Origin of the sequence: Streptomyces sp. NPDC006385 (assembly GCF_040612485.1) — a bacterium.
Classification (GTDB): domain Bacteria; phylum Actinomycetota; class Actinomycetes; order Streptomycetales; family Streptomycetaceae; genus Streptomyces.
The window spans coordinates 1-26,461 of the sequence record NZ_JBEXQG010000069.1 but is presented as its reverse complement, the minus strand read 5'-3'; the positions used below and the strand labels follow the sequence as shown (position 1 = coordinate 26,461).

23 protein-coding genes are annotated in these 26,461 nt (G+C 70.0%); 20 read left to right on the top strand and 3 right to left on the bottom strand.

Going from position 1 to position 26,461, the window contains the following annotated elements; all coding sequences use genetic code 11:
* Positions 1-328 precede the first annotated feature (328 nt).
* Positions 329-2,896 carry a RelA/SpoT family protein gene (locus ABZ078_RS35540; RefSeq protein ID WP_356582270.1) on the top strand — a complete coding sequence of 856 codons (2,568 nt, stop codon included), beginning with the start codon at positions 329-331 and terminating at the stop codon, positions 2,894-2,896.
* Positions 2,897-2,987: 91 nt separating this feature from the next.
* On the opposite strand, the gene ABZ078_RS35535 is transcribed toward ABZ078_RS35540, so the two are convergent.
* Positions 2,988-4,217: a DUF349 domain-containing protein gene (locus tag ABZ078_RS35535; protein WP_356582268.1), complete on the bottom strand. Its 1,230-nt coding sequence runs from the start codon at positions 4,215-4,217 to the stop codon at positions 2,988-2,990.
* 134 nt (positions 4,218-4,351) lie between these two features.
* The gene (locus tag ABZ078_RS35530) at positions 4,352-5,197 is read right to left on the bottom strand and encodes a peptidylprolyl isomerase (protein ID WP_356582266.1); all 846 of its coding nucleotides are present in this window, start codon (positions 5,195-5,197) and stop codon (positions 4,352-4,354) included.
* Positions 5,198-5,375: 178 nt separating this feature from the next.
* Between ABZ078_RS35530 and ABZ078_RS35525 the strand changes: the two genes are divergently transcribed.
* The 5 genes from ABZ078_RS35525 (at position 5,376) to rpsD (ending at position 10,537) form a co-directional block, all read left to right on the top strand.
* Positions 5,376-6,083, top strand: a complete 708-nt coding sequence (locus ABZ078_RS35525; protein ID WP_356582264.1) for an MBL fold metallo-hydrolase — start codon at positions 5,376-5,378, stop codon at positions 6,081-6,083.
* Positions 6,084-6,094: 11 nt separating this feature from the next.
* The gene (hisS, locus tag ABZ078_RS35520) at positions 6,095-7,357 is read left to right on the top strand and encodes a histidine--tRNA ligase (RefSeq protein ID WP_356582262.1); all 1,263 of its coding nucleotides are present in this window, start codon (positions 6,095-6,097) and stop codon (positions 7,355-7,357) included.
* Positions 7,358-7,561: 204 nt separating this feature from the next.
* Positions 7,562-8,221 carry a vitamin K epoxide reductase family protein gene (locus ABZ078_RS35515; RefSeq protein WP_356582260.1) on the top strand — a complete coding sequence of 220 codons (660 nt, stop codon included), beginning with the start codon at positions 7,562-7,564 and terminating at the stop codon, positions 8,219-8,221.
* A 44-nt stretch (positions 8,222-8,265) separates the two neighbouring features.
* Positions 8,266-9,621, top strand: a complete 1,356-nt coding sequence (locus ABZ078_RS35510) for a replication-associated recombination protein A (RefSeq protein WP_356582258.1) — start codon at positions 8,266-8,268, stop codon at positions 9,619-9,621.
* A gap of 301 nt (positions 9,622-9,922) precedes the next feature.
* Positions 9,923-10,537 carry a 30S ribosomal protein S4 gene (gene rpsD, locus ABZ078_RS35505; RefSeq protein ID WP_062674288.1) on the top strand — a complete coding sequence of 205 codons (615 nt, stop codon included), beginning with the start codon at positions 9,923-9,925 and terminating at the stop codon, positions 10,535-10,537.
* 29 nt (positions 10,538-10,566) lie between these two features.
* Here rpsD and ABZ078_RS35500 read toward each other — a convergent pair whose 3' ends face one another.
* Positions 10,567-12,735, bottom strand: coding sequence for an AAA family ATPase (locus ABZ078_RS35500; RefSeq protein WP_356582256.1), 2,169 nt, complete (start codon positions 12,733-12,735; stop codon positions 10,567-10,569).
* Positions 12,736-12,898: 163 nt separating this feature from the next.
* On the opposite strand from ABZ078_RS35500, the gene ABZ078_RS35495 reads away from it, so the two are divergent.
* From ABZ078_RS35495 to nusB, 14 genes are all read left to right on the top strand, one after another.
* Positions 12,899-13,339 (top strand): DUF948 domain-containing protein, encoded by a 441-nt coding sequence (locus tag ABZ078_RS35495; protein WP_356582254.1) that lies wholly within the window; start codon positions 12,899-12,901, stop codon positions 13,337-13,339.
* A gap of 9 nt (positions 13,340-13,348) precedes the next feature.
* Complete coding sequence (locus ABZ078_RS35490) at positions 13,349-13,702, top strand: hypothetical protein (RefSeq protein ID WP_356582252.1); 354 nt, start codon at positions 13,349-13,351, stop codon at positions 13,700-13,702.
* A complete protein-coding gene (gene alaS / locus ABZ078_RS35485; protein WP_356582250.1) occupies positions 13,702-16,374 on the top strand; it encodes an alanine--tRNA ligase in 2,673 nt (890 codons plus the stop codon). The genes ABZ078_RS35490 and alaS overlap by 1 nt, the downstream gene beginning before the upstream one ends.
* 35 nt (positions 16,375-16,409) lie before the next feature.
* Positions 16,410-16,874, top strand: coding sequence for a Holliday junction resolvase RuvX (ruvX, locus tag ABZ078_RS35480; RefSeq protein ID WP_356582309.1), 465 nt, complete (start codon positions 16,410-16,412; stop codon positions 16,872-16,874).
* Between the two features lie 124 nt (positions 16,875-16,998).
* A complete protein-coding gene (gene mltG, locus ABZ078_RS35475) occupies positions 16,999-18,717 on the top strand; it encodes an endolytic transglycosylase MltG (protein WP_356582248.1) in 1,719 nt (572 codons plus the stop codon).
* Complete coding sequence (locus ABZ078_RS35470; RefSeq protein WP_356582246.1) at positions 18,698-19,537, top strand: shikimate dehydrogenase; 840 nt, start codon at positions 18,698-18,700, stop codon at positions 19,535-19,537. The genes mltG and ABZ078_RS35470 overlap by 20 nt, the downstream gene beginning before the upstream one ends.
* Positions 19,538-19,588: 51 nt before the next feature.
* The gene (locus ABZ078_RS35465; protein ID WP_356582244.1) at positions 19,589-19,918 is read left to right on the top strand and encodes a hypothetical protein; all 330 of its coding nucleotides are present in this window, start codon (positions 19,589-19,591) and stop codon (positions 19,916-19,918) included.
* A gap of 181 nt (positions 19,919-20,099) precedes the next feature.
* Positions 20,100-21,284, top strand: a complete 1,185-nt coding sequence (gene aroC, locus ABZ078_RS35460) for a chorismate synthase (protein ID WP_356582242.1) — start codon at positions 20,100-20,102, stop codon at positions 21,282-21,284.
* The gene (locus ABZ078_RS35455) at positions 21,281-21,796 is read left to right on the top strand and encodes a shikimate kinase (RefSeq protein ID WP_356582240.1); all 516 of its coding nucleotides are present in this window, start codon (positions 21,281-21,283) and stop codon (positions 21,794-21,796) included. Before aroC ends, ABZ078_RS35455 begins: the two co-directional genes overlap by 4 nt.
* Positions 21,793-22,884 carry a 3-dehydroquinate synthase gene (aroB, locus tag ABZ078_RS35450; RefSeq protein ID WP_356582238.1) on the top strand — a complete coding sequence of 364 codons (1,092 nt, stop codon included), beginning with the start codon at positions 21,793-21,795 and terminating at the stop codon, positions 22,882-22,884. Before ABZ078_RS35455 ends, aroB begins: the two co-directional genes overlap by 4 nt.
* A 169-nt stretch (positions 22,885-23,053) precedes the next feature.
* On the top strand, positions 23,054-23,956 hold the full coding sequence (locus ABZ078_RS35445; RefSeq protein ID WP_356582236.1) for a Pro-rich N-terminal domain-containing protein: 903 nt from the start codon (positions 23,054-23,056) through the stop codon (positions 23,954-23,956).
* Between the two features lie 190 nt (positions 23,957-24,146).
* Entirely contained in the window at positions 24,147-25,253 is a 1,107-nt protein-coding gene (locus tag ABZ078_RS35440) for an aminopeptidase P family protein (protein ID WP_356582234.1), read from the top strand.
* A gap of 51 nt (positions 25,254-25,304) precedes the next feature.
* Complete coding sequence (gene efp, locus ABZ078_RS35435) at positions 25,305-25,871, top strand: elongation factor P (RefSeq protein WP_217129986.1); 567 nt, start codon at positions 25,305-25,307, stop codon at positions 25,869-25,871.
* Positions 25,872-25,873: 2 nt separating this feature from the next.
* Complete coding sequence (gene nusB, locus ABZ078_RS35430) at positions 25,874-26,308, top strand: transcription antitermination factor NusB (protein WP_356582232.1); 435 nt, start codon at positions 25,874-25,876, stop codon at positions 26,306-26,308.
* The last annotated feature ends 153 nt before the right edge of the window (positions 26,309-26,461 follow it).

Below are 26,461 nucleotides of genomic sequence, written 5' to 3'. Positions count from 1 at the left end.
CGCGTGTTCCCCACCAGTTCTCGATCGCCGGGCGCGCGGGGAAGCATCGCGGTGGCGGGAGTCACCACCTGGCTTGAAACATGCGCCCCGGGCGCCGTGTGCGCCGGGCACCGGGACCCGCGCAACACCTGCGACTACCGCAGGAAAACGCTCGTGCCACCCCTGCCACACCGCACCGGCGGCCCCGCAGGAATCACCTCGCGGCCCCTGGCGTTTCTCCGGTAGACGTCCCTCACATCGGGCTGAAGGCGATCCTGGGGCGCAGGATCGCTACCATGGGATCTCCGGAGCCTGACCGGGGGACCCGGATCGCGCACGAGGAGCCCTCTTGCCAGACGAGGCCCAGCACCTGACCGCCGCCAAGCCCGAGTCCGCCTCGGCACCCACGGCGAAGCCCGCGCCGAACGCGCCCCACGCGAAGAACGACACCCGCGGGCCGGTCGAGCACGCCCAGTCCGCGCCCGTCGACAAGCCGGCCGAGCAGACGCGACCCAAGCCGTCCCCCACTCTGGACTCCGCCCGAGCGGGGGGACCGTCCGAGCGGCCCGTCAATCCGCCGGCCCGCCCGGCCACCGGCCAGTCGGCTCGCAGCGGCTCCTCCAACCGCGTCCGGGCCCGCCTCGCCCGCCTCGGTGTCCAGCGCTCCAACCCGTACAACCCGGTGCTGGAGCCGTTGCTGCGCATAGTGCGCAGCAACGACCCGAAGATCGAGACCGCCACTCTCCGCCAGATCGAGAAGGCCTACCAGGTCGCCGAGCGCTGGCACCGCGGCCAGAAGCGCAAGAGCGGCGACCCGTACATCACGCACCCGCTCGCGGTGACCACCATCCTCGCCGAGCTGGGCATGGATCCGGCCACCTTGATGGCGGGCCTGCTGCACGACACGGTCGAGGACACCGAGTACGGCCTCGACCAGCTCCGCCGTGACTTCGGTGACTCCGTCGCCCTGCTCGTCGACGGCGTCACCAAGCTGGACAAGGTCAAGTTCGGCGAGGCCGCGCAGGCCGAGACCGTGCGCAAGATGGTCGTCGCCATGGCCAAGGACCCCCGTGTCCTGGTCATCAAGCTCGCCGACCGCCTGCACAACATGCGCACCATGCGCTACCTCAAGCGCGAGAAGCAGGAGAAGAAGGCGCGCGAGACCCTTGAGATCTACGCGCCGCTCGCCCATCGCCTCGGCATGAACACCATCAAGTGGGAGCTGGAGGACCTCGCCTTCGCGATCCTCTACCCCAAGATGTACGACGAGATCGTACGGCTGGTGGCCGAGCGGGCACCGAAGCGTGACGAGTACCTGGCCATAGTGACCGACGAGGTCCAGCAGGACCTGCGGGCCGCCCGCATCAAGGCGACCGTCACCGGCCGGCCGAAGCACTACTACAGCGTCTACCAGAAGATGATCGTCCGCGGTCGCGACTTCGCGGAGATCTACGACCTGGTGGGCATCCGCGTCCTCGTCGACACCGTCCGCGACTGCTACGCCGCCCTCGGCACCGTGCACGCGCGATGGAACCCGGTCCCCGGCCGGTTCAAGGACTACATCGCGATGCCCAAGTTCAACATGTACCAGTCGCTGCACACGACGGTCATCGGGCCCAACGGCAAGCCGGTCGAACTCCAGATCCGCACGTTCGACATGCACCGCCGCGCCGAGTACGGCATCGCCGCGCACTGGAAGTACAAGCAGGAAGCCGTCGCCGGCGCCTCCAAGATCCGTACCGACGCGCCGAAGTCGTCCGGCAAGGGCAAGGACGACCACCTCAACGACATGGCGTGGCTGCGCCAGCTCCTGGACTGGCAGAAGGAGACCGAGGACCCGGGCGAGTTCCTGGAGTCCCTGCGCTTCGACCTCTCCCGCAACGAGGTCTTCGTCTTCACCCCCAAGGGCGACGTCATAGCGCTCCCGGCCGGCGCGACCCCCGTCGACTTCGCGTACGCCGTCCACACCGAGGTCGGCCACCGCACCATAGGGGCGCGGGTCAACGGCCGTCTGGTACCGCTCGAATCCACCCTGGACAACGGCGACCTGGTCGAGGTCTTCACCTCGAAGGCGCCCGGCGCGGGTCCCTCCCGCGACTGGCTCGGCTTCGTGAAGTCGCCGCGCGCCCGCAACAAGATCCGGGCGTGGTTCTCCAAGGAGCGCCGTGACGAGGCGATCGAGCAGGGCAAGGACGCGATCGTCCGCGCGATGCGCAAGCAGAACCTGCCGATCCAGCGCATCCTGACCGGCGACTCACTGGTCACGCTGGCGCACGAGATGCGCTACGCGGACATCTCCGCGCTGTACGCGGCGATCGGCGAGGGCCATGTCTCCGCGCAGAACATCGTGCAGAAACTCGTCCAGGCCCTCGGGGGCGAGGAAGCCGCCACGGAGGAGATCGACGAGTCGGTTCCGCCGACCCGTGGTCGCAGCCGCAAGCGGCGCTCCAGCGCCGACCCGGGCGTCATCGTCAAGGGCGTCGAGGACGTGTGGGTGAAGCTGGCCCGCTGCTGCACGCCCGTTCCCGGCGACCCGATCATCGGCTTCGTCACGCGCGGTAGTGGCGTATCGGTTCACCGCAGCGACTGTGTGAACGTGGAGTCACTGTCCCGCGAGCCCGAGCGCATCCTAGAGGTCGAGTGGGCGCCCACCCAGTCCTCGGTCTTCCTGGTCGCCATCCAGGTCGAGGCCCTGGACCGCTCCCGGCTCCTCTCCGACGTCACCCGCGTCCTGTCCGACCAGCACGTCAACATCCTCTCCGCGGCCGTCCAGACCTCCCGCGACCGCGTCGCCACCTCCCGCTTCACCTTCGAGATGGGCGACCCCAAGCACCTCGGACACGTCCTGAAGGCGGTCAGGGGCGTCGAGGGCGTCTACGACGTGTACCGGGTGACGTCGGCGCGCAGCCGGTCGTAGACGGTCGTAGAAGCCGCCAGGCAGTCCTACGAGAGAAGGGCCCCGTACGCGAAGTACGGGGCCCTTCTCGTCGTTCTCGTCGTACCGGCTGTCAGCCGCCGAACTCCTGAAGGCCCTTCAGCGCCTGGTCCAGCAGCGCCTGGCGGCCCTCCAGCTCACGTTCCAGCTTGTCGGCCTTGGCGTTGTTGCCCTGGGCGCGGGCCTGCTCGATCTGGCCCTTCAGCTTGTCCACGGCGGCCTGGAGCTGACCGGTCAGCCCCTCGGCACGCGCGCGTGCCTCCGGGTTGGTCCGGCGCCACTCGGTCTCCTCGGCCTCCTGGATGGCCCGCTCGACGGCGTGCATCCGGCCCTCGACCTTCGGGCGGGCGTCGCGCGGCACATGGCCGATGGCCTCCCAGCGCTCGTTGATCGAGCGGAAGGCGGCACGCGCGGCCTTCAGGTCGCCGACCGGCAGGAGCTTCTCGGCCTCCTCGGCGAGCTCCTCCTTCAGCTTCAGGTTCTCGGCCTGCTCGGCGTCGCGCTCCGCGAACACCGAGCTGCGGGCGGCGAAGAAGACGTCCTGGGCGCCGCGGAAGCGGTTCCACAGGTCGTCCTCGTGCTCACGCTGGGCGCGGCCCGCGGCTTTCCACTCGGCCATCAGCTCGCGGTAGCGCGCGGCCGTCGGACCCCAGTCCGTCGACCCGGACAGCGACTCGGCCTCGGCGACCAGCCGCTCCTTGGTCTTGCGGGCCTCCTCGCGCTGCTGGTCCAGCTGCGCGAAGTGCGCCTTGCGGCGCTTGGAGAACGCCGAGCGTGCGTGCGAGAAGCGGTGCCACAGCTCGTCGTCCGACTTGCGGTCGAGCCGCGGCAGGCCCTTCCAGGTGTCCACCAGGGACCGCAGCCGCTCACCCGCTGCCCGCCACTGGTCGGACCGGGCCAGCTCCTCCGCCTCGGCGACCAGCGCCTCCTTGGCGTGCCGGGCATCGTCGGACTGCTTCGCGCGCTGCGCCTTGCGCTCCTCGCGGCGCTTCTCGACCGTCTCGACCAGCTTGTCCAGGCGGGTCCGCAGGGCGTCCAGGTCACCGACCGCGTGGTGGGCGTCGACCTGCTCACGGATGTGGTCGATCGCGGCCTGGGCGTCCTTCGCCGACAGGTCGGTGGTCTTCACTCGCTTCTCGAGGAGGCCGATCTCGACAACCAGGCCCTCGTACTTGCGCTCGAAGTAGGCCAGCGCCTCCTCGGGGGAGCCGGCCTGCCAGGAACCGACGACCTGCTCGCCGTCGGCCGTACGCACGTACACGGTCCCCGTCTCGTCGACGCGGCCCCACGGGTCGCTGCTCACAGCGCCTCCTCCACATGATGCCTGCGAGGGGCTCGTTTCCCCCGGGCATCGTCCACAGTTTCGTCACGGCCAACATAGGCGACCGGCGGGTTGCCTGTCCGCATCCCGCGCGACCGAAATTCCGCAGTTGGGGGTCAGGATTTGGTGACAGTCGCCTTGTCGATCACGACCGTTGCGTTGGGGGCGGTGTTCCCGGTCGTGGGATCGGCGGGCTGGGCTCCGGCGTCCGCGATCTTCTTCAGAACCTTCATGCCCGCCTCGGACACAGTACCGAACGGTGTGTAGTCGGCCGGTAGCTGACTGTCCTGGTAGACGAGGAAGAACTGGCTGCCTCCGCTGTCGCGGCCCTCCTTCGTCTGCGCGTTGTACTGGTTGGCCATCGCGACCGTACCCGCCGGGTACACGCCGCCCTTGAGGCTCTTGTCCTTGAGGTTCTCGTCCGGGATCGTGTACCCCGGTCCGCCCATCCCGGTGCCCTGCGGGTCGCCGCACTGGAGCACGTAGATGCCGGAGTCGGTGAGTCGGTGGCACTTCGTGTGGTCGAAGTAGCCCTTGCCGGCGAGGAAGTTGAACGAGTTCACCGTGTGCGGCGCCGCCGACGCCTTGAGCGCGATGTCTATCTCACCGCACGTCGTCGCGAGCTTCATCGTGTACTTCGCCGACTTGTCGATGGTCATCGCCGGCTCCTTCTTCCAGGTCGCCGTCTTGACCTTGCCCCCGGCGGGCTTCTCGCACGGGTCCGGGGCCTTGCTGGTCGGGGTCGGGCTGACCTCCGCGCCCGCGTTCTCCTGCTGGGAGCCGCCGTCCTTGAGGACGCCGGTCGTGTACAGCGCGAGGCTGCCGATGATGACCACTCCGAGCACCGACGCGATCACCGAGTTGCGCATGCGCGTCTTGCGCCGGGCTGCCGTGCGCCGCTGCTGCTGCCGCAAGAACTTCTCCCGAGCGAGCTGACGCCGCCGCTGTTCCTGGCTGACCACCGGGTTCTCTCCTCATGCGTCGTGTGTCGACCGGTACGCGTGCGCCCAATGAGCCGACCGCCTGCGTGTGACCCGTACCGTATATGGGTTCGCTGTGGGATCGGCAGCGCCGGTAGGCTCTGACGACAGGCGGAGCCCGCCGACAAACCACCTGTGTCGACACAAACGAAGGACGATCGTGCTCATTGCCGGGTTCCCCGCCGGGGCCTGGGGGACGAACTGTTATCTCGTCGCCCCCGCCGCCGGTGAGGAGTGCGTGATCATCGACCCGGGCCACGAGGCGGCCCCAGGAGTCGAGGAAACGCTGAAGAAGCATCGGCTCAAGCCCGTCGCCGTCGTCCTGACCCACGGTCACCTCGACCACGTGGCCTCGGTCGTCCCGGTCTGCGGCGCACACGACGTACCGGCCTGGATCCACCCCGAGGACCGGTACATGATGAGCGACCCCGAGAAGGCCCTCGGCCGGTCCATCGGCATGCAGTTGATGGGCGAGCTGACCGTGGGGGAGCCGGACGACGTCAAGGAACTGACCGATGGCGCGAAGCTGGAGCTGGCCGGACTGGAGCTCACCGTCTCGCACGCGCCGGGCCATACCAAGGGGTCGGTGACCTTCGGCATGCCCGAGGCGGCGGACATCCCGCCGATCCTGTTCTCGGGCGACCTGCTGTTCGCCGGCTCCATCGGACGCACCGACCTCCCCGGCGGTGACATGGCCGAGATCCTCGACTCGCTGGCCCGTGTGTGCCTGCCGCTCGACGACTCGACCGTGGTGCTGTCCGGCCACGGCCCCCAGACGACCATCGGCCAGGAGCGTGCCACCAACCCGTATCTGCGGCAGGTGGCCGCCGGCCAGGGAGCTTTCGACGCTCCCCGACGAGGAATGTGACGAGACCCTCCGTGAGCACGTTCAAGGCCCCCAAAGGCACCTACGACCTGATTCCACCGGACTCCGCGAAGTTCCTGGCGGTCCGCGAGGCGATCGCGGCCCCGCTGCGCAACTCCGGCTACGGCTACATCGAGACGCCCGGCTTCGAGAGCGTCGAGCTGTTCGCGCGCGGTGTCGGTGAGTCGACCGACATCGTGACCAAGGAGATGTACGCCTTCGAGACCAAGGGCGGCGACAGGCTCGCCCTGCGCCCCGAGGGCACGGCCTCCGTCCTGCGCGCGGCCCTGGAAGCCAACCTGCACAAGGCGGGCAACCTGCCGGTCAAGCTCTGGTACTCGGGCTCGTACTACCGCTACGAGCGCCCCCAGAAGGGCCGTTACCGGCACTTCTCCCAGGTCGGCGCCGAAGCGATCGGTGCCGAGGACCCGGCGCTGGACGCCGAGTTGATCATCCTGGCCGACCAGGCGTACCGCTCGCTGGGCCTCAGCGACTTCCGCATCCTGCTGAACAGCCTGGGCGACAAGGAGTGCCGCCCGGTGTACCGAGCGGCACTGCAGGACTTCCTGCGCGGCCTGGACCTGGACGAGGACACGCGCCGCCGCGTCGACATCAACCCGCTGCGGGTGCTGGACGACAAGCGCGAGTCGGTCCAGAAGCAGCTCACCGGCGCCCCCTTGCTGCGCGACTACCTCTGCGACGCCTGCAAGGCGTACCACGAGGAGGTCCGTGAACTGATCACGGCGGCGGGCGTCTCCTTCGAGGACGACCCGAAGCTGGTGCGCGGCCTGGACTACTACACGCGCACGACCTTCGAGTTCGTCCACGACGGTCTGGGCTCCCAGTCCGCGGTGGGCGGCGGCGGCCGCTACGACGGCCTGTCGGAGATGATCGGCGGCCCGGCGCTGCCGTCCGTCGGCTGGGCCCTCGGCGTCGACCGCACGGTCCTCGCCCTGGAGGCGGAGGGTGTCGAGCTCGAACTGCCCGCCGCGACCAGCGTGTTCGCCGTCCCGCTCGGCGAGGAGGCCCGCCGGGTCCTGTTCGCCAAGGTCACGGAGCTGCGCAAGAACGGCATCGCGGCCGACTTCTCCTACGGCGGCAAGGGCCTCAAGGGCGCCATGAAGAACGCCAACCGCAGCGGCGCCCGCTACACGATCGTCGCCGGCGAACGCGACCTCGCCGAGGGCGTCGTCCAGCTCAAGGACATGGAGTCCGGTGAGCAGACGGCCGTCGGCGTCAACGAGATCGTGGCGGAGCTGGAAGCCCGACTGGGCTGAGTCCGGCTGAGTCCGGCTGATTTCGTCAAGGGGCGGGGACCGTTCGGTCCCCGCCCTTCGCCGTTCCGCTGTGTCCTGAACCGAGCGCCTTTACACACTCGCGCGTATTTCCTTATGTCCAGCGAACTGAGAGCAGGGGTCCGTGTACGGCACAATGTGCCCTGTCCGGAGAAACTCCAAGTCTCAAGTGACGGAATCGGCGTGATGAGCAAGACGACAGTCCAGGACGTCTCCACCGAGCCCGAGCCGGAGCGTGCCGAAGCGGCGCCGCGATCGGTGGGCGGCAGCCGTGCGTTCGCGTTGATGCTGGTGATCACCGGCGCGGCCGGACTGCTCGCCGCGTGGGTCATCACGATCGACAAGTTCAAGATCCTCGAGGCCGAGATCGCGGGAACGACCTTCACACCCGGTTGCAGCCTCAACCCGATCGTGTCCTGCGGCAGCGTCATGCAGAGCAAGCAGGCGTCCGTCTTCGGGTTCCCCAACCCCATGCTCGGCCTCGTCTGCTACGGCATCGTCATCTGCGTCGGCATGAGCCTGCTCGCCCGCGCCCGCTTCCCGCGCTGGTACTGGCTGACCTTCAACGCCGGCACCGTCTTCGGCGTCGCCTTCTGCACCTGGCTGATGTACCAGTCGCTGTACAACATCAACGCACTGTGCCTGTGGTGCTCGCTGGCCTGGGTCGCCACGCTCACCATGTTCTGGTACGTGACCTCCTTCAACGTCCGCAACGGCTTCCTGCCGGCCCCGCGCGCGCTGAAGAACTTCCTCGCCGAGTTCACCTGGGTGCTTCCAGTGACCCACTGCGGCGTCATCGCCATGCTGATCCTCACCCGCTGGGGCAGCCAGCTCTGGGCCGCCTGATCCGCCCGACGCCGATGTCAGTGCGGTGATTTAGGGTTTCCCACGTGGAGCCCGACCTGTTCACCGCCGCCGCAGAAGAACGCCAGGAGAAGGACCCCGCGGGGAGCCCCCTGGCGGTGCGGATGCGCCCGCGCACCCTGGACGAGGTCGTGGGCCAGCAGCATCTGCTGAAGCCGGGCTCGCCCCTGCGTCGACTGGTCGGCGAGGGGGCCAAGGGCCCGGCGGGGCCGTCGTCGGTGATCCTGTGGGGCCCGCCCGGCACCGGCAAGACCACCCTGGCGTACGTCGTCTCCAAGGCCACCAACAAGCGCTTCGTCGAGCTGTCCGCCATCACCGCCGGGGTGAAGGAGGTCCGCGCGGTCATCGACGGCGCCCGCCGCGCCACCGGCGGTTTCGGCAAGGAGACCGTCCTCTTCCTCGACGAGATCCACCGCTTCAGCAAGGCCCAGCAGGACTCCCTCCTCCCGGCCGTCGAGAACCGCTGGGTGACCCTGATCGCGGCGACCACCGAGAACCCGTACTTCTCGGTCATCTCCCCGCTGCTGTCCCGCTCCCTCCTCCTCACCCTCGAACCGCTCACCGACGACGACATAAGGGGCCTGCTGAGGCGGGCGCTGAGCGACGAGCGCGGACTGAAGGACGCCGTCGGCCTCCCCGAGGACACCGAGGAGCACCTGCTGCGGATCGCCGGCGGCGACGCCCGCCGCGCCCTGACCGCCCTGGAAGCCGCCGCCGGGGCCGCCCTGGACCAGGGCGAGACCGAGATCAGCCTCCAGACGCTGGAGCAGACCGTCGACCGGGCGGCGGTGAAGTACGACCGCGACGGCGACCAGCACTACGACGTGGCCAGCGCCCTGATCAAGTCCATCCGAGGCTCCGACGTCGACGCCGCCCTGCACTACCTTGCCAGGATGATCGAGGCCGGCGAGGACCCCCGCTTCATCGCCCGGCGCCTGATGATCTCGGCCAGTGAGGACATCGGCCTCGCCGATCCGAACGCCCTGCCGATCGCGGTCGCCGCCGCCCAGGCCGTCGCCATGATCGGCTTCCCCGAGGCCGCCCTCACCCTCAGCCACGCCACCATCGCCCTCGCCCTCGCCCCCAAGTCCAACGCCGCGACCACCGCGATCGGCGCCGCCCTGGACGACGTACGCAAGGGACTGGCCGGCCCTGTCCCGCCGCACCTGCGCGACGGGCACTACAAGGGCGCCGCCAAGCTCGGTCACGCGCAGGGGTACGTGTATCCGCACGACCTGGCCGAGGGCATCGCCGAGCAGCAGTACGCCCCGGACGCCCTCAAGGACCGCGAGTACTACAGCCCGACCCGGCACGGGGCGGAGGCGCGGTACGCGGACGCCGTGGAGTGGACCAGGAAGCACCTCGGTCGCAAGCGGTCTTGAGCACCCTGTAAACTTCGTCGAAGTGCTGCGTCCCGTGTCCGGCTCCGGTCGGCGCCTCAGGCGGGACATCCAGCCGGATCTTTTGATCCAGGAGCGTCGCGCACCGTCGTAGGTGTCGCGGGCAGCCCACCACCACCCGCAGTCCCGGGACCGGTCGGTGGGCTGTTCGTGTGCTGCACGTATGTGCCCAGACCAGGGGAACGGCTGCCTGGCAAGTCCCTCGGGGCCTGTCGGGATTCCTCGGCTGCGGATTGCGACCTCCCGTAACCCTGAGGCAGCCGATACAGGAAAAGGAAAAGAAGTGGCGAACCAGTCCCGCCCCAAGGTCAAGAAGTCGCGTGCCCTCGGCATCGCGCTGACCCCGAAGGCCGTCAAGTACTTCGAGGCCCGTCCCTACCCGCCGGGTGAGCACGGCCGTGGCCGCAAGCAGAACTCGGACTACAAGGTCCGTCTGCTGGAGAAGCAGCGTCTGCGCGCGCAGTACGACGTGTCCGAGCGCCAGCTCGTCCGCGCCTACGAGCGTGCCTCCAAGGTTCAGGGCAAGACCGGTGAGGCCCTGATCATCGAGCTCGAGCGTCGTCTCGACGCCCTGGTCCTGCGTTCGGGCATCGCCCGCACCATCTACCAGGCCCGTCAGATGGTCGTGCACGGCCACATCGAGGTCAACGGCCAGAAGGTCGACAAGCCGTCCTTCCGCGTCAAGCCGGACGACGTCGTCATGGTCCGTGAGCGCAGCCGCGAGAAGACCCTCTTCTCGATCGCCCGTGAGGGTGGCTTCGCCCCCGAGGGCGAGACCCCGCGCTACCTCCAGGTGAACCTCAAGGCCCTGGCGTTCCGCCTGGACCGCGAGCCGAACCGCAAGGAGATCCCGGTGATCTGCGACGAGCAGCTCGTCGTCGAGTACTACGCCCGTTGATCGCTCAGCGGTCGTAGGACTCCTGCGCCTCAGCCCGTCGTCTCCTCACCCTTCCGGGTGGGCGAGGCGGCGGGCTCTCGCATGGTCACGGACGCGTCGACCTGCCGCACCGGCCCGCGCGGAGACGGAAGCGCGTCCGAGGGACACCGTCCCCACGCCCGTCCCAGCGCCCGGCTCACCGCCGCCTCCCGGCCGAGCGCCGCCCCCTGCCGTACGCACTCCTCGTACCGATCGTCGCCGAGCCGCTCCCGCGCCGACGTCTCGCACAGCGCGTGCGGGGCGTTGAAGCACGCCGAGCCGAACAGCGGCAGCCCCACCGACGGCCACATCCCCGCGGCCGCTCCCTGGAGCACCGCGGCCTCCACGGCGTCGCCCTCCGCCTCCGTCACCAGGGCCAGCAACTCCACCGCCAGCACCGAGCCGAGCAGGTCGTGGAAGGAGTGGGCGCTGCCCAGGCAGTCCGTCAACAGCGCGCGGGCGCCCGGCAGATCGCCGTCGGCCCACGCGGCGTACGCCAGGACGTACAGCGCGTAGGAGCGCGCCCAGCGCTCGCCATGGTCCTCGCACACCCGGCGCACGTCCTCGCACAGCCGCACCGCGTCCGGCAGATCGCCCTGGAACGCACGCGCCATCGCCAGCTCGACCCGGCCCATCAGCACATTGCTGTTGAGCTCGCCGATCTCCTGATAGCGGCCGAGCGCCGAGCGCAGCAGCGTCTCGGCGCGCTCCATGTCGTCCGAGACCAGGGCAAGACAGCCGGTGCGGTGCTCGGCGTAGGCCACCGCCGTGGCGTCGGCTGCACGTTCCGCCTCCTGGCGGCACACCAGCAGCACCCCGAGCGCGAGCCCCGTGTCGCCCTGCAGGATCGCCACATGGCCGAGCACCCACAGGGCCTTCAGCCGGGACCGCTCATGTCCGGAATCGAGCGCCATAGCCTGCTCCAGCCAGTGCCTGCCCTCCGACAGCCGGCCGCAGCCGACCCAGCAGAACCACAGGGAGCCCGCGAGGTACTGGCCCAGATGCGCGTCGTCCGGCTCGCTCAGGCAGTGGTCCAGGGCCTGGCGCAGATTCGGCAGGTCCGCCTCGACGCGCGCGGCCACCTCGTCCTGCCGTGACGAGAACCATTCCAGCTCGCACCAGGTCGCCAGACCCAGATACCAGTCGCGGTGCCGACGCCGCAGCCGGGCCGCGTCCCCGGTCTCCTCCAGCCAGTCGGCGCCGTAGGCCCGGATCGTGTCCAGCATGCGGTACCGCACCCCGACCGGGGTCTCCTCGCGCGTGACCACGGACTGGGCGAGCAACTCCGACAGCACATCGAGGACGTCGTCGGAGCGCAGACCCTGGCCGCCGCACACGTACTCGGCCGCCTCCAGGTCGAACCGGTCCGCGAACACCGACAGCCGCGCCCACAGCAACCGCTCCTCGGGCGTGCACAGTTCATGACTCCAGCCGACCGCCGTACGCAGCGCCCGATGGCGTGACAGCCCGTCCCGCGCACCGCCGGTCAGCAGCCGGAAGCGGTCGTCGAACCGCTCCAGCAACTGCCCCGGAGACAGCATGCGCAGCCGCCCGGCCGCCAGCTCGATGGCGAGCGGGATCCCGTCCAGGCGTCGGCACACCTCCCGTACGTCCGCGTCGTCCCGTACGACCACTCCGCGCTGCGCCGCCCGGTCCGCCAACAGCTCCACCGCCTCGTCCTCGCCGAGCGGCGCCAGCGACAGCAGCCGTTCGCCGGTCACGCCCAGCGGTCTGCGGCCCACGGCGAGCACCCGCACGCCCGGCACCCGGCGCAGCAGTTGGGTCACAAGCTCCGCACAGGCGTCCACCAAGTGCTCGAAACCGTCCAGGACCAGCAGGAGTTGTCGCTCGGCGAGATGTGTCAACAGCGTCTCGTGGGGCAACCGGGTCGTGTGGTCCGTCAACCCCAGCGCCTCCACGACCGCGAAGTCGACGAACTCCGGGTCCCGCACCGACGCCAGCTCCACGTGCCACACCCCGTCGCGGGGAGCGCACCGTGAGGCCGCACGCGCCGCCAGCCGTGACTTGCCGACGCCGCCGGCTCCCGTCACCGTCACCAGCCGCGCGCTGTCGAGCGCCCCGGCCAGCTCGGCGAGTTCGGCCGAGCGGCCCACGAACGTGCTCAGCCCCAAAGGTGGAGTACCGGCCCTGGGAGAGTGGACGCGCTGTTGATCCCGCATGGGATACGGAGCGTACTGAACCGTAATCACTCCGTACAATCCCTTCTCGCGACCAGGGCCCGCGCGAGCGGTAATCCGGTGCGGAGCGCCATCCCCGGCGCGATAGGCTCGGTGCACGACTTTTTCGATGTAGACCGATGTAGAGGCACGTTTCAGGGAGCGGGTGCACACAGTGTCCGGTGGAGAGGTTGCCGGGATCCTGGTGGCCGTCTTCTGGGCGATCCTGGTCTCCTTTCTCGCCGTCGCGCTGGCGAGGCTGGCCCAGACGCTCAAGGCGACCACCAAGCTCGTCGCGGACGTGACCGACCAGGCCGTCCCTCTCCTGGCAGAGGCCTCCACGGCGGTGCGGTCCGCGCAGACCCAGATCGACCGGGTCGACGCGATCGCGTCCGACGTCCAGGAGGTCACGTCGAACGCCTCCGCGCTGTCCACCACCGTCGCCTCCACCTTCGGCGGCCCCCTGGTCAAGGTCGCCGCCTTCGGCTACGGCGTGCGCCGGGCCCTCGGCGGCCGCAAGGACGACGTGCCCGCCAAGGCGTCGAGGCGTACCGTGATCGTGGGCCGCACGGTCTCTCGGCGGAGTTCCCGAGGGAAGAGGGACTGAGAGCCAGCGATGTTCCGCCGTACTTTCTGGTTCACCACGGGCGTTGCCGCCGGTGTGTGGGCCACCACCAAGGTCAACCGCAAGCTGAAGCAGCTGACCCCCGAGAGCCTGGCCGTCGGCGCCGCGAACAAGGCGATCGAGGCGGGTCACCGCCTCAAGGACCGTGCGGTGGGCTTCGCGCTCGACGTCCGGGACAACATGGCCGTGCGGGAAGCCGAGCTGGGCGACGCCCTCGGGATCAACGAGCATCCCGAACTTCCCGCGCCCCGGCGGCACGCCGCCATCGAGAACCGCAACCACCCGAAGTACGTCGAGGGCTCGACGTACCAGACGCATTCGTACAACCGGAATGAGGACCACTGATGGAGTCGGCCGAGATTCGCCGCCGCTGGCTGAGTTTCTTCGAGGAGCGCGGGCACACCGTCGTCCCTTCGGCGTCGCTCATCGCGGACGACCCGACTCTGCTCCTCGTCCCGGCCGGCATGGTGCCCTTCAAGCCCTACTTCCTGGGTGAGGTCAAGCCGCCCTTCGCGCGTGCCACCAGCGTCCAGAAGTGCGTGCGCACGCCCGACATCGAAGAGGTCGGCAAGACCACGCGGCACGGCACGTTCTTCCAGATGTGCGGCAACTTCTCCTTCGGCGACTACTTCAAGGAAGGCGCCATCAAGTACGCCTGGGAGCTGCTCACCACGCCCCAGGACAAGGGCGGCTACGGCCTCGACCCCGAGCGCCTGTGGATCACCGTCTACAAGGACGACGACGAGGCCGAGCGCATCTGGCACGAGATCGTCGGCGTGCCGAAGGAGCGCATCCAGCGCCTCGGCATGAAGGACAACTACTGGTCCATGGGCGTACCCGGCCCGTGCGGCCCCTGCTCCGAGATCAACTACGACCGCGGCCCCGAGTTCGGCGTCGAAGGCGGCCCCGCCGTCAACGACGAGCGGTACGTGGAGATCTGGAACCTCGTCTTCATGCAGTACGAGCGCGGCGAGGGCACCGGCAAGGACAACTTCGAGATCCTCGGCGAACTGCCCAGCAAGAACATCGACACCGGCCTCGGCCTCGAGCGACTCGCCATGATTCTGCAGGGCGTGCAGAACATGTACGAGATCGACACCTCCATGGCCGTCATCAAGAAGGCCACCGAGCTGACCGGTGTCGCCTACGGCGACGCCCACGCCTCGGACGTCTCCTTGCGCGTGGTCACCGACCACATGCGCACGGCCACCATGCTCATCGGCGACGGCGTCACCCCCGGCAACGAGGGCCGCGGCTACGTGCTGCGCCGCATCATGCGCCGTGCCATCCGCAACATGCGGCTGCTCGGCGCCACCGGTCCGGTCGTCACGGACCTGATCGACGTTGTCATCGGCATGATGGGCCAGCAGTACCCCGAGCTCGTCACCGACCGCGAGCGCATCGAGAAGGTCGCCCTCGCCGAGGAGAACGCCTTCCTCAAGACGCTGAAGGCCGGTACCAACATCCTCGACACCGCCGTCAGCGACACCAAGGCCGCGGGCTCCACCGTGCTGCCCGGCGACAAGGCGTTCCTGCTCCACGACACCTGGGGCTTCCCGATCGACCTCACCCTGGAGATGGCCGCCGAGCAGGGCCTCTCCGTGGACGAGGACGGCTTCCGCCGCCTGATGAAGGAGCAGCGGGAGCGCGCCAAGGCCGACGCCCAGGCCAAGAAGACCGGCCACGCCGACATGGGCGCCTACCGCGAGATCGCCGACAGCGCCGGCGCCACCGACTTCATCGGCTACACCGACACCGAGGGCGAGTCCACGATCGTCGGCATCCTCGTCAACGGCCTGTCCTCCCCGGCGGCCACCGAGGGCGACGAGGTCGAGATCGTCCTCGACCGGACCCCGTTCTACGCCGAGGGCGGCGGCCAGATCGGCGACACCGGCCGGATCAAGGCCGACTCCGGCGCCGTCATCGAGGTCCGCGACTGCCAGAAGCCGGTCCCGGGTGTGTACGTCCACAAGGGCGTCGTCCAGGTCGGTGAGATCACCGTCGGCGCCAAGGCGCACGCCAGGATCGACTCCCGGCGCCGCAAGGCCATCGCCCGCGCCCACTCGGCCACCCACCTCACCCACCAGGCCCTGCGCGACGCCCTCGGTCCGACGGCCGCCCAGGCCGGTTCCGAGAACCAGCCCGGTCGCTTCCGCTTCGACTTCGGTTCGCCGTCCGCCGTGCCCACGGCCGTGATGACCGACGTCGAGCAGAAGATCAACGAGGTGCTCGCCCGCGACCTCGACGTGCAGGCCGAGGTCATGGGCATCGACGAGGCGAAGAAGCAGGGCGCCATCGCCGAGTTCGGCGAGAAGTACGGCGAGCGCGTGCGCGTCGTCACCATCGGCGACTTCTCCAAGGAGCTGTGCGGCGGCACGCACGTCCACAACACCGCTCAGCTCGGCCTGGTGAAGCTGCTCGGCGAGTCGTCCATCGGCTCCGGTGTGCGCCGTATCGAGGCCCTGGTCGGCGTGGACGCCTACAACTTCCTCGCCCGCGAGCACACGGTCGTCAACCAGCTCACCGAACTGCTCAAGGGCCGCTCGCAGGACCTCCCGGAGAAGGTCTCCGCCATGCTCGGCAAGCTGAAGGACGCCGAGAAGGAGATCGAGAAGTTCCGCGCCGAGAAGGTGCTCCAGGCCGCCGCCGGTCTGGCCGAGTCCGCCAAGGACGTGCGCGGCATCGCGGTCGTCACCGGCCAGGTCCCGGACGGCACGACGCCCGACGACCTGCGCAAGCTGGTCCTCGACGTGCGCGGCCGCATCCAGGGCGGCCGGGCCGCCGTGGTCGCCCTGTTCACGGTCAACAACGGCAAGCCGCTCACGGTCATCGCCACCAACGAGGCAGCCCGCGAGCGCGGACTCAAGGCCGGTGAGCTGGTCCGTACGGCCGCCAAGACCCTCGGTGGCGGCGGGGGCGGCAAGCCGGACGTCGCCCAGGGCGGCGGTCAGAACCCGGCCGCGGTCGGCGAGGCCGTCGAGGCCGTCGAGCGGCTCGTGGCGGACACGGCCAAGTGAGCGCCGACAGACAGGCGAGCGGCGACGGCCCGGGCATGCGCCGCGGCCGTCGCCTCGCGATCGACGTCGGGGACGCCCGCATCGGCGTCGCCTCGTGCGACCCCGACGGGATCCTCGCCACGCCGGTGGAGACGGTCCCCGGCCGGGATGTCCCGGCGGCTCACCGCCGCCTCGGGCAACTCGTCGAGGAATACGAGCCGATCGAGGTCGTCGTCGGTCTCCCTCGCTCCCTCAAGGGGGGCGAGGGCCCGGCCGCGGCCAAGGTCAGGGCCTTCGCCCAGGAACTGGCACGCATGATCGCGCCCGTACCGGTCAGGCTCGTGGATGAGCGGATGACGACCGTGACGGCCAGTCAGGGACTGCGCGCCTCGGGCGTGAAGTCGAAGAAGGGCCGGTCCGTGATCGACCAGGCAGCCGCTGTGATCATCTTGCAGCAGGCGCTCGAATCCGAACGGGTGTCAGGTAAAGCTCCCGGAGAGGGCGTCGAAGTGGTCATCTGATCGCGATACGGTAACGTTCCGCGCGATGCGCCGGTTTTCGAACAGCCGGGGCACAGAGAGAGGCGGGACGGTAGCCGGATCTTCAGCAGCCGCGTGACCGCCGCCTCGCGGCTCTAGGGGATCGATGACTGAGTATGGCCGGGGCCCAGGCTCCGAACCGTGGCATCCCGAGGACCCGTTGTACGGGGACGGCGGATGGGAAGGGCAGCAGGCCGAAGCGGGCCGCCAGGCTGCCTACGGCGGCCAGCCGCAGCACTATCCGGAGCAGTCGCAGCAGCAACAGCACTACGGCGACTGGGGCGACGGCCAACAGGCCGCATACGGTCAGGCGCAGCAGCAGTACCAGCAGCAGGGACAGGCGCAGCAGTACCAGCAGCAGTACGACCAGAACCAGTACGACCAGCAGCAGTACGCGGGCCAGGGGCAGCAGCCGTACGACAACGGCGGCGGCTGGGCGGACGGAACGCAGGCCCACGCCCAGTACCCCGACCCGTCGGACCCCTACGGCCAGCAGACCGCCGCGTACGGCGGTCAGCAGCCCGACTACTACGGAACACCCGAGGCGTACCCGCCACCGGAGCCGCCGAGCCGACGTCGGGCCGAGCCGGAGCCGCCGCAGACCGACTGGGACCCAGGCCCTGACCAGGGCGAACACGCGTTCTTCGCTGGCGGCGGGGACGATGACGACGACAACGACTTCGACGACGAGTCGGGCGGTGGCCGGGGGCGCGGTGACCGCCGCGGCCGGGGCGGCAAGCCCAAGAAGCGCCGTAGTGGGCTCGCCTGTCTGGTGGTCGTGCTGGTCTTCGGTGGAGGCGTGGCCGGCGTCGGATATTTCGGCTACCAGTTCTACAAGGATCGTTTCGGCTCGGCGCCGGACTTTGCGGGGGACGGTACGAGCGAGAAGGTGACCGTCGAGATCCCCAAGGGCGCGCTCGGATCCGAGATCGGCCGGCGGCTGAAGGCGGCCGGCGTCGTGAAGAGCGTGGACGCCTTCGTCGCCGCTCAGGAGCAGAATCCCAACGGGGGCAAGATCCAGGCCGGTGCTTACCTGCTGAAGAAGCAGATGTCCGCCGCGAGTGCCGTCGAGCTGATGCTCGACCCCGCGAGCCAGAACAACGTTCTCGTCAGGCCGGGCGAGCGCAATGTGAGTGTCTACAAGGCGATCGACGAACAGCTCGAATTGTCGTCGGGTACCACCGCGAAGGTCGCCGAGGAGAAATTCAAGAGCCTCGGACTTCCGAGCTGGGCGAATGACAACAAGGAGATCAAGGATCCGCTGGAAGGATTCCTCTCCCCGGGGACCTATCCCGCTGCCAAGGGCATGAAGCCCGAGGTCGTCCTCAAGGCGATGGTGACCCAGGCCGCGGAGAAGTACGCGGCGCTCGACCTGGAGACCAAGGCCAGGGCGCTCAAGCTGGACAACCCGCTGCAGGTCGTCACGGTCGCCAGCCTCGTCGAGGCCGAGGGCAAGACCGACGACGACTACCGCAAGATGGCGGAGGTGGTCTACAACCGCCTCGACCTCGCCAACCCCGAGACCTACGGACTGCTGCAGTTCGACTCGACCTTCAACTACCTGAAGGGCGAGAGCAACATCAATATCAGCGAGTCCGAGATCAACAGCAACCAGGACCCGTACAACACGTACACCCAGAAGGGTCTGCCGCCCGGACCGATCGGGAACCCGGGTGACGGTGCGATCAAGGGAACGCTGAATCCGACCGACCAGGGCTGGTACTACTTCGTCGCTGTCGACGGTGTGAGCAAGACCGAGTTCGCCAAGACGCACGAAGAATTCCAGAGGCTCAAGGACAAGTTCAATGAGAGCAGGGGCAACTGACGCCCGCAGGGCGGCCGTTCTCGGTTCGCCCATCGCCCACTCCCTCTCCCCGGTGCTGCACCGGGCCGCCTACGAGGAGCTGGGGCTCTCGGGCTGGTCGTACGACCGGTTCGAGATCGACGAGGCCGCGCTGCCCGGCTTCCTCGCGGAACTCGGGCCGGAGTGGGCCGGCCTGTCGTTGACGATGCCGCTCAAGCGGGCCGTCATCCCTCTGCTCGACGAGACCAGCGAGACGGCGGCCTCGGTGGAGGCCGTCAACACCGTTGTCCTCACCGAGGACGGCCGCCGGACCGGTGACAACACCGACATCCCCGGCATGGTCGCCGCCCTGCGGGAGCGAGGTGTCGAGCAGGTCGACTCCGCCGCGATCCTCGGCGCCGGCGCCACGGCCTCGTCCGCGCTGGCCGCACTGGCGCGCATCTGCACCGGTGAGGTCGTGGCGTACGTACGCAGCGAGGCCCGCGCCGCCGAGATGCGGGAATGGGGCGAGCGGCTCGACGTCGACGTGCGGACGGCGGACTGGGCGGACGCGGACCGGGCGCTGCACGCCCCGCTGGTGATCGCGACCACCCCGGCCGGTACGACCGACGCCCTCGCCGCCGCCGTACCGGAGCGCCCCGCCACCCTGTTCGACGTGCTCTACGACCCCTGGCCGACCGCTCTCGCGGCCCGCTGGTCCATGTTCGGCGGAGCCGTGGTCAGCGGGCTCGACCTGCTGGTGCACCAAGCGGTGCTCCAGGTGGAGCAGATGACCGGCCGGGCCCCGGCGCCGCTGGAGGCCATGCGAAAAGCGGGGGAGCGCGCACTCGCGGCCCGCTAAGATCCGCTGGGTTCCGCAGGGGGCGGAGAAAGACAGAGGGGGAGCACGAGCGTGTCCACTGGCGTGTCGCTGGCGTCCGGCAAGAGCGAGATATTCGAGATCGTCCTGCAGTTCATGCCGGACTGGGTGCAGATTCCTGTGCTCGTCCTGATCGTGCTCCTCGTCCTCGGGTCCTGGGGCTTCAAGCTGAAGCGCAAGATCGCCCAGCGGCGGGCGGTGCGTCAGTCGGGAGCCGTTCAGGCGGCGCCCCAGCACGGGCAGGGGCGAGGAGCCGACTACCTGGGGCCCTACGCTCCCCAGCAGCCGGCACAACAGCCGAGCGGTGCCGATTTCCTCGGCGCCTACGCCCCGCAGCACCATCAGGGCAACCGCCCCGCCTGATCCCTCCGGCCGCCGATGCCGTCCACCCGCCGTCCGCCTGATGGACCGGCGGCCGGACACCGGCGCCGGACGTGGGAGGATCGGAGATGGCGGGCCAGGGCCGCGCACCTGGTCGCGCTGTCGCCGTACGCGAGGACGCGCGTACGCAGGCAGTACCAGGCGCGAGCATCGAGGAGCACCGTTGAGCAGGTTGCGCTGGCTGACCGCGGGGGAGTCCCATGGCCCCGCACTCGTCGCGACGCTGGAGGGCCTTCCCGCCGGCGTGCCGATCACCACGGAGATGGTGGCGGACCACCTGGCCAGGCGACGGCTCGGTTATGGCCGCGGTGCGCGGATGAAGTTCGAGCAGGACAAGGTCACCTTCCTGGGCGGTGTCCGGCACGGACTCACCCTGGGCTCCCCGGTCGCGATCATGGTGGGGAACACCGAGTGGCCGAAGTGGGAGCAGGTCATGGCCGCCGACCCGGTCGACCCCGAGATCCTGGCGGGGCTCGCCCGCAACGCGCCGCTGACCCGGCCCCGGCCCGGCCACGCCGACCTCGCCGGCATGCAGAAGTACGGTTTCGACGAGGCACGCCCGATCCTGGAGCGGGCCTCCGCCCGGGAGACCGCCGCTCGCGTGGCGCTGGGCGCGGTGGCGCGGTCGTACCTGAAGGAGACGGCCGGGATCGAGATCGTCAGCCACGTCGTCGAGCTGGCCTCCGCGAAGGCGCCGCAGGGCGTGTACCCCACGCCGGCCGACGTCGAGAAGCTGGACGCGGACCCGGTGCGCTGCCTGGACGCGGACGCGTCGAAGGCGATGGTCGCGGAGATCGACCAGGCCCACAAGGACGGCGACACACTCGGAGGCGTGGTCGAGATCCTGGCGTACGGCGTCCCGGTGGGCCTCGGCTCGCACGTGCACTGGGACCGCAAGCTGGACGCCCGGCTGGCCGGCGCGCTGATGGGCATCCAGGCGATCAAGGGCGTCGAGATCGGTGACGGCTTCGAGCTGGCGCGGGTGCCCGGCTCCAAGGCGCACGACGAGATCGTGAACACGCCCGAGGGCATCCGTCGCGTCTCCGGCCGCTCCGGTGGCACCGAGGGCGGCCTGACCACCGGTGAGCTGCTGCGGGTCCGCGCCGCGATGAAGCCCATCGCGACCGTGCCGCGCGCGCTGCAGACCGTGGACGTGACCACGGGCGAGGCGACGCAGGCGCACCACCAGCGCTCCGACGTCTCCGCGGTCCCGGCCGCCGGCATCGTCGCCGAGGCCATGGTGGCGCTCGTGCTCGCGGACGCGGTGGCGGAGAAGTTCGGCGGTGACTCGGTGGCCGAGACCCGCCGCAACGTGACCTCGTACCTCGACAACCTCGCCATCCGATGAGCGGGCCGCTGGTCGTCCTGGTCGGCCCGATGGGAGTGGGCAAGTCCACCGTCGGGCGGCTACTGGCCGAGCGGCTCGGGGTCTCCTACCGGGACACCGACGACGACATCGTGGCCGAGCAGGGCAGGGCCATCGCCGACATCTTCGTCGACGAGGGCGAGGGGGCCTTCCGGGCGATCGAGAAGGCGGCCGTCCGCAGGGCCCTCGCCGAGCACGACGGAGTCCTCGCGCTGGGCGGCGGCGCGATCCTCGACGCCGACACGCGCGAGCTGCTCGCCGGGCAGCGGGTGGCGTACCTGTCGATGGACGTGGAGGAGGCGGTCAGGCGCACCGGCCTGGGCGTCGCCCGCCCGCTGCTGGCGGTCAACCCGCGCAAGCAGTGGCGCGAGCTGATGGAGGCCCGTCGGCACCTGTACGAGGAGGTCGCCACCGTGGTGGTCGCCACCGACGGCCGTACGCCCGAAGAGGTCACCGAAGTCGCCCTGGACGCACTGGAGTTGAAGGAAGCATGAGCGAGGCAGTCACCCGGATCCAGGTCGGCGGGACCTCGGGCACCGACCCGTACGAGGTCCTGGTGGGCCGTCAGCTCCTCGGCGAGCTGGGCGGGTTGATCGGGGACAGGGCGAAGCGGGTGGCCGTCATCCACCCCGAGGCGCTGGCCGAGACCGGCGAGGGGCTCCGAGCCGACCTGGCCGAGCAGGGCTACGAGGCGGTCGCCATCCAGGTGCCGAACGCCGAGGAGGCCAAGACCGCCGAGGTGGCCGCCTACTGCTGGAAGGCGCTCGGCCAGTCCGGGTTCACCCGCAGCGACGTCATCGTCGGTGTCGGCGGCGGGGCCACCACGGACCTCGCCGGGTTCGTGGCCGCGACCTGGCTGCGCGGGGTGCGCTGGATCGCGATCCCGACCACCGTGCTCGCCATGGTCGACGCGGCCGTCGGCGGCAAGACCGGCATCAACACCGCCGAGGGCAAGAACCTCGTCGGCGCCTTCCACCCGCCGGCCGGTGTGCTCTGCGACCTGGCCGCGCTGGACTCCCTCCCGGTCAACGACTACGTGTCCGGCCTCGCGGAGGTCATCAAGGCGGGGTTCATCGCCGACCCGGCGATCCTGGAGCTGATCGAGGCCGACCCGCAGGCCGCGCGGACCCCGGCCGGCCCGCACACCGCCGAGCTGATCGAGCGGTCCATCCGGGTCAAGGCCGAGGTCGTCTCGTCGGACCTGAAGGAGTCGGGCCTCAGGGAGATCCTGAACTACGGCCACACCCTCGGCCACGCCATCGAGAAGAACGAGCGCTACAAGTGGCGGCACGGCGCCGCGGTCTCCGTGGGCATGCACTTCGCCGCCGAACTGGGGCGTCTGGCGGGCCGGTTGGACGACGCGACGGCCGACCGCCACCGCACCATCCTGGAGTCCGTCGGCCTGCCGCTCCACTACCGCTACGACCAGTGGCCCAAGCTGCTGGAGACCATGAAGGTCGACAAGAAGTCCCGCGGCGACCTGCTGCGCTTCATCGTCCTGGACGCCCTGGCCAAGCCGACCGTCCTGGAGGGTCCGGACCCGGCCGTCCTGCTCGCCGCGTACGGCGAAGTCGGCCAGTAAGTCCGCCGAAACACCCTTCCGTCCGATTCGCCTGTGGCGATGGGCACTTCGGACCGCCTCCGGCCGTTCACCAAACGGCGGCCGGGGGCGGTACCGTTCGGTAGCGAGCGGGGTTCGCGCCCTGCTCGCAGCGCCAATGGCCCAGTAGGACGAGACGGAGTGGCACCGGATGCAGCACGCAGTGGGTTCTCCGCTGCCGCCGCCCCACCAGTCGGGGCACGGCTGGTCACCGGCCGCACCCCACCCGGGTCAGCACCACCCGGGCGGGCACCAGCAACCTGCCCCGCACCAGGCACCTGCCCCGCACCAAGGGCCCGCTCCGCACCAGGGAACCGCCCCCGTGCCCCCGCCGCCCCCGGCACCGGGCTTCTCGCCCCCCGGCCAGGTCCCGCCCGGGCCGCACCACGCCCCGGCCCCGCCGGCACCCGAGACCACGGGCCACGTCCCGCTGCCGCCCGGCGGCCCCGTCGCCATGCCGAGCGCCCCACCCGCCACCGCGGCGCCCGACCCGACCACCACCACCCTCGCGGTCCTGCTCATCGGACCGGCCGGAGCCGGCAAGACGAGCGTCGCCAAGTACTGGGCGGACCACCGCCGGGTCCCCACGGCCCACATCAGCCTCGACGACGTACGCGAATGGGTCCGCTCGGGCTTCGCCGACCCCCAGTCCGGGTGGAACGACCACTCCGAGGCCCAGTACCGCCTGGCCCGCCGCACCTGCGGCTTCGCCGCGCGCAACTTCCTGGCCAACGGCATCTCCTGCATCCTCGACGACGCCGTCTTCCCCGACCGCCCGGTGGTGGGCCTCGGCGGCTGGAAGCGGCACGTGGGCCCCGGCCTCCTCCCGGTCGTCCTGCTCCCGGGCCTGGAGATCGTCCTGGAACGCAACGCCGAACGCACGGGCAACCGCCGCCTCACCGACGAGGAGGTCGCCCGCATCCACGGCCGCATGGCGGGCTGGTACGGCTCGGGCCTCCCGATCATCGACAATTCCCAGCTCGACGTCCCACAGACGGCCCAGGTCCTGAACGACGTACTGGCACGATCGATCGCGAGCCCACCGAACTGGTGAGTGCCGGGGACTGAGCCGGCCTGAAGGGGCGCGGGGAACTGCGCGACAAGCCCCCGAGCCGCAGACGGCGCACAACCCCAAGCGGCCACCCCGTCCCCCGAACGGCACCCAACAACCCGAACAATCCAGACACCGCCCACTCAGACGCCCTCAACCGGCGCTGAACCGGCGGAGCTCCTACGCTCGTGTCATGTCAGACGCGTACGAGGCTCGCCGAGCCCGACTGAGGGATCGCTGCAACGCCGGCGGCAGCCAAGCCGCGCTGATCTCCCGCCCCGCCAACGTCCGCTACCTCGCGGGCGCCGCCCCCCAGGGCTCCGTGCTGCTCCTCGGCAAGACCGAAGACCTGCTCGTGTGCGCCGGCCCGCCCGACGACCGCCCCGCCGAAGGCCGCCCCGACGACGACCTGCGGATCCACGTCCTGCCCGGCGCCGGAGGCGATCCCGCCGTCGCCGCCGCCGACCTCGCGGCAGCGCAGGGCGGGGTCTGTCTCGCCGTGGAGGAACACCACCTCACCGTGGCCCGCCACAGAGCCATCCGCTCGGTCGTCCCGCGACTGCGCCTGACCGACCTCGGCGGAGCGGTGGAGCAGCTCAGGGTCGTCAAGGACGAGGAGGAGATCTCCTGCCTCAGGATCGGGGCGGAGATCGCCGACCAGGCCCTCGGGGAACTGCTCGAATCCATCCTCGTCGGCCGCACCGAACGTCACCTCGCACTGGAGCTCGAACGACGCCTGGTCGACCACGGCGCCGACGGCCCCGCCTTCCCCACGTCCGTCGCCACCGGCCCGAACGCCGGCCGACGCGCGCACCGGCCCACCGACCGCCGGGTCGAGGAGGGCGACTTCCTCTCCGTCTGCCTGGGGGCCACGTACCGCGGCTACCGCTGCGAGATCGGCCGTACGTTCGTCATCGGCACGTCTCCCGCGGACTGGCAGATCGAGCTGTACGACCTCGTCTTCGCCGCCCAGCGTGCCGGACGGGAGTCCCTGGCGCCCGGCGTCGCCTACCGCGACGTGGACCGCGCCGCACGTCAGGTGCTGGACTCCGCCGGGTACCACGAGGGCCTGCCGGCCCTCACCGGCCACGGCGTCGGGCTCGAAATCGACGAGGACCCTCAGTTGGCTCCCGCGGCCATGGGTAAACTGGACGCTTGCGTGCCGGTCACCGTCGAACCGGGGGTCCACCTCCCGGGCCGGGGCGGCGTCCGGATCGATGACACGCTCGTCGTCCGCCCCGAGGCGGACGGCGGACCCGAGCTACTCACCATCACGACCAAGGAGCTGCTCGCCCTGTAGGCAGTGGCGTGCGCCGGGGTCGTCCACGTCAGTCCAGGAGATTCCGCAACCGTGGCTTCCACGAACGACCTCAAGAACGGCATGGTGCTCAAGCTCGAAGGCGGCCAGCTCTGGTCCGTCGTCGAGTTCCAGCACGTCAAGCCCGGCAAGGGCCCGGCCTTCGTGCGCACCAAGCTCAAGAACGTGCTGTCCGGGAAGGTCGTCGACAAGACCTTCAACGCCGGCGTGAAGGTCGAGACGGCCACCGTCGACAAGCGCGACATGCAGTTCTCCTACATGGACGGCGACTACTTCGTCTTCATGGACATGGAGACCTACGACCAGCTGATGGTCGACCGCAAGGCCGTCGGCGACGCCGCCAACTTCCTGATCGAGGGCTTCACCGCCACCGTCGCCCAGCACGAGGGCGAGGTCCTCTTCGTCGAGCTGCCGGCCGCCGTCGAGCTGACCATCCAGGAGACCGAGCCGGGCGTCCAGGGCGACCGCTCCACCGGCGGCACCAAGCCCGCCACCCTGGAGACCGGTCACCAGATCCAGGTCCCGCTCTTCATCACCACCGGAGAGAAGATCAAGGTCGACACCCGTACGAGCGACTACCTCGGCCGGGTGAACAGCTAACCGTGGCTGCCCGCAACACGGCCCGCAAGCGCGCCTTCCAGATCCTCTTCGAGGGCGACCAGCGCGGCGCCGACGTCCTGACGGTCCTCGCGGACTGGATCCGGCTCTCCCGGACCGACACCCGGCAGCCGCCGGTGAGCGAGTACACGATGCAGCTGGTCGAGGGCTACGCGGCGTACGCGAAGCGCATCGACGAGCTGATCGCGCAGTACTCGGTCGGCTGGACGCTCGACCGGATGCCGGTCGTGGACCGCAACATCCTGCGTCTCGGCGCGTACGAACTGATCTGGGTCGACGAGACTCCGGACGCGGTCGTGCTCGACGAGATGGTGCAGCTGGCGAAGGAGTTCTCCACGGACGAGTCGCCCTCGTTCGTCAACGGCCTGCTCGGCCGGCTCAAGGACCTGAAGCCCTCTCTGCGCCGCGAGGAAGCGTAGGGTCCGTAGGGTCTCGCGACTGCGACTTCGAACAGACGCCGGAGGGCCCGTACATCTCGGTGAACAGGGCCACCGCGAAGGCGGAGAAGCCGCCCAGAACCCCGCGCGGCCACACCGTGGAATGGCCCGGAACCACCGACCTGGCGCGCCGCC